The sequence below is a fragment of the Paenibacillus sp. 01T422 genome (assembly GCF_056398785.1).
This window is the reverse complement of the sequence record NZ_JBFTQB010000800.1, coordinates 1-3,063: the sequence shown is the minus strand read 5'-3', so window position 1 is coordinate 3,063 and position 3,063 is coordinate 1. Positions and strand designations below refer to the sequence as shown.

The 3,063-nt window shown below is 43.7% G+C and carries 3 protein-coding genes; all 3 read right to left on the bottom strand.

Annotated features, from left to right (window positions below):
• Nucleotides 1-106: 106 nt before the first annotated feature.
• Nucleotides 107-862 carry an elongation factor P 5-aminopentanone reductase gene (gene ymfI, locus AC1DUA_RS31465; RefSeq protein ID WP_477503488.1) on the bottom strand — a complete coding sequence of 252 codons (756 nt, stop codon included), beginning with the start codon at nt 860-862 and terminating at the stop codon, nt 107-109.
• Nucleotides 859-2,148: an EF-P 5-aminopentanol modification-associated protein YfmH gene (gene yfmH / locus AC1DUA_RS31460; RefSeq protein WP_477503487.1), complete on the bottom strand. Its 1,290-nt coding sequence runs from the start codon at nt 2,146-2,148 to the stop codon at nt 859-861. Before yfmH ends, ymfI begins: the two co-directional genes overlap by 4 nt.
• A 3-nt stretch (nt 2,149-2,151) precedes the next feature.
• A partial coding sequence (gene yfmF, locus AC1DUA_RS31455) for an EF-P 5-aminopentanol modification-associated protein YfmF (protein ID WP_477503486.1) occupies nt 2,152-3,063 on the bottom strand: 912 nt, incomplete at its 5' end.

Below are 3,063 nucleotides of genomic sequence, written 5' to 3'. Positions count from 1 at the left end.
GTACTGTAGCCATTGTAAGAAGCCTCCTTTGAGTTATGAGAGATGGTCATTACATAAGTAATATTCGCTTCTCCCACAAGAATTATGCGTGCTTCTCACAACGACATTAGGTTAACCATCCACCATTAGGGCTTATGATTTGACCCGTGATATAGCCGGATTCAGGAAGTGCCAAGAAATAAACGAGCGAAGCCACTTCATACGGCATTGCAAAGCGACCGACCGGAATTTCACTGGCAATCGCGTCCCGCTCCTCGCTTTGGAACCCTGACATCATGTCTGTTTCCACAGCACCAGGAGCAACTGCATTCACCGTAACACCAGATGGGGCAAGCTCTTTCGCTAATGCCTTAGTGAATGCATTCAACCCACCTTTTGCCGTTGAATATACAACTTCACAGGATGCACCAGAGATTCCCCAGATCGAGGATACATTAATGATTCGACCATATTTTTGAGAAATCATTGCCTTCATAAAGGTTTGCGAACAAAGAAATGCTCCCTTTAAATTAACGTCCATGACAGAATCCCATTCTTCTTCACTTACATCTGACAACAGTCCGTAATGAGCGATGCCTGCATTATTCACGATGATATCAGGAACCATTTCTTTCTGCTCCAGCTTTTCCTTCATCAACATGATTTGTTCACGGGATTTAACATCTGCTGACACGGTCAACACCTTGGCGCCATGCTTCATGCAAGTTCTTGCAACTTCGTTCGCCGCTTCATGAGAATCGCGGTAGTGGATGATCACTTTCATCCCTACCGCGGCGAAACGCTCTGCGATTGCTGCTCCAATCCCTCGGCTGGCTCCCGTGATGAGAACTGTTTGCTCACTAAATGGCTTGGAAAAGGTCACGATTTCTCACGACTTTGGACAATCGAAATAGCAAGCTTACTCCAATCAAAATGTTCCCTGAACCGTTGATTAACATCATGAAGTGTAATTTGCTCATAGACGGGCAAAATGTCAAACAAATCAATTCCTTTAAACCGGTATTTCGTAAATTCATTCGCAATCGATTCCGGAGAATTCATCATCCGCAAGAAATTGCCGATTTTCTTCTTACGGCTGCGTTCGAAGGTAACCTCATCAAGCCCTGAGCTCTTCCTCTTCTCAACTTCTTCACGGATACGCGCAATAAGCTGATCAGGATCTTTGGTGTCCCCGCCAAGGATGGAGAACGCATAACCGTCGCTGCAATTATATTCATGGCCGAAATTATCAGAAATGAGCTGTTCATCATACAGTGCCTGATAAATATCAGAGCTTGAGCTGAACAAAACATCCAACATTAATTTCGTCGTCAGTTCTCTGACTAACAAATCTTTGCCTTTCACAGCAGGAGCTTGCTCCTTGAAGCCAATTAAGCACTTCGGCATCGATACCGGAAGCAAAGTTACTCTGCGTGCTTCTTTCACTTCTGATGGCTCTTCCGGGAAAAACCTTTTGATATCGCCTTGCGGTGCAAATGTCTTGGCGGCCTGGTTTTCCTTGACAAGTGCGATTACCTCTTCAGCATTCACCCCGCCTACAACAAACAAACTCATATTGCTCGGGTGGTAGAAGGTGTTGTAGCACTCGTACAAAGTCTCCTTTGTAATTTCCGAAATCGAAGCTACGGTCCCCGCGATATCAATATGAATAGGATGTTTGGCGTATAAGGATTCAATTAATCCGTAATAGCTTCTCCAATCCGCATTATCTTCGTACATTTTGATCTCTTGACCGATGATCCCTTTTTCCTTTTCCACATTTTCATCTGTAAAATAAGGATTTTGCACGAAATTAATTAATGTCGTTAAATTTGTTAAATAATTGTCCGTAGACGAGAATAAATACGCAGTTCGGTCAAAGCTTGTGAAAGCGTTAGCTGAAGCGCCGTTTGAAGCAAAAGTGGCAAAGATATCGCCTTCAGGTTCTTCAAACATTTTGTGTTCCAGGAAATGAGCAATACCGTCCGGAACTCGAACAGCCTCTTTCCCTTCAACTTGAAAATCGTTATCGATAGAGCCATACTGTGTAGTGAATGTCGCATAGGTTTTCTGGAAACCTTCTTTGGGTAGAACAAACACATGAAGCCCATTATCGAGCACTTCGTGGTAAATCGTTTCACCCAGGTGTGGATAAGGAATTACTTTCATGGTCTACTCTCCCTCCCGATCCCGTAAAAAGTAAATCGTATCCAGTTGAACCCGCTTAGCAGCTTCAGCAATCGCCGGAATATCGATTTGTTCCACGGACTCGATTAATCCCGCTACTGTACGTTCTTTACCAGATAAGATCGCATTAAAATCAAAAGAAATTAATTCAAAAGCGGAATCCTGGATTTCACGAAGCTGATTCGCAATCATAGCTCGAGTCTGGCTTAGTTCAATATCATTAATATCTCCCTGTTCCATGGCCGTTAGCTGTTTGCGAATAATATCAACGGCTTTCTCATAATTGGCCATTTCAATGCCCGATTGAATTGTTAATATACCTTTGTGCCCATCAAATCGAGAAGAAGCATAATAAGCAAGACTCGCTTTCTCACGCACGTTGATAAACAACTTGGAATGCGGATACCCGCCTAGAACCCCGTTGTACATAAGCGCTACTGGATAAAGCTCATCACCATAGGAAATATTCATGCGCAGTCCCATATTCAATTTACCTTGATTAACGTCCAGTCGCTCGACGATTGTCTTCACTTCGCCTGAGGCTCCCCGCGGAGCCGTAGTCACGTAACCAACATGTTTATTACGTTCAATTTTGAAAGCGGATGATACAATTCCTTCAACTTCAGCAAGCGTTGTGTTGCCGACCACATAGATGTCAATCGGCTGTGATTGCAGCCACTGTCTATACTGTTCGTAAAGCTGCTCGGAATTGATACGGTCAAGATCCGCTATTTTACCTAATGGGTGAAGACGGTACGGATCGTCACTGCACATTTCTTCGATACAACGTTCAGCCGCATACCGAATTTTATCGTTAATAACGGATTCAATACGCTTCTGAAGCGTTTGCTTCTCGGAATCTACATATTTGCTGCGAAAATGGTTGCCCTCCAGAGC

Coding starts and splice junctions, on each gene's coding strand:
- yfmH (WP_477503487.1), bottom strand. CDS start 2,148: ATGAAAGTAATTCCTTATCCACACCTGGGTGAAACGATTTACCACGAA.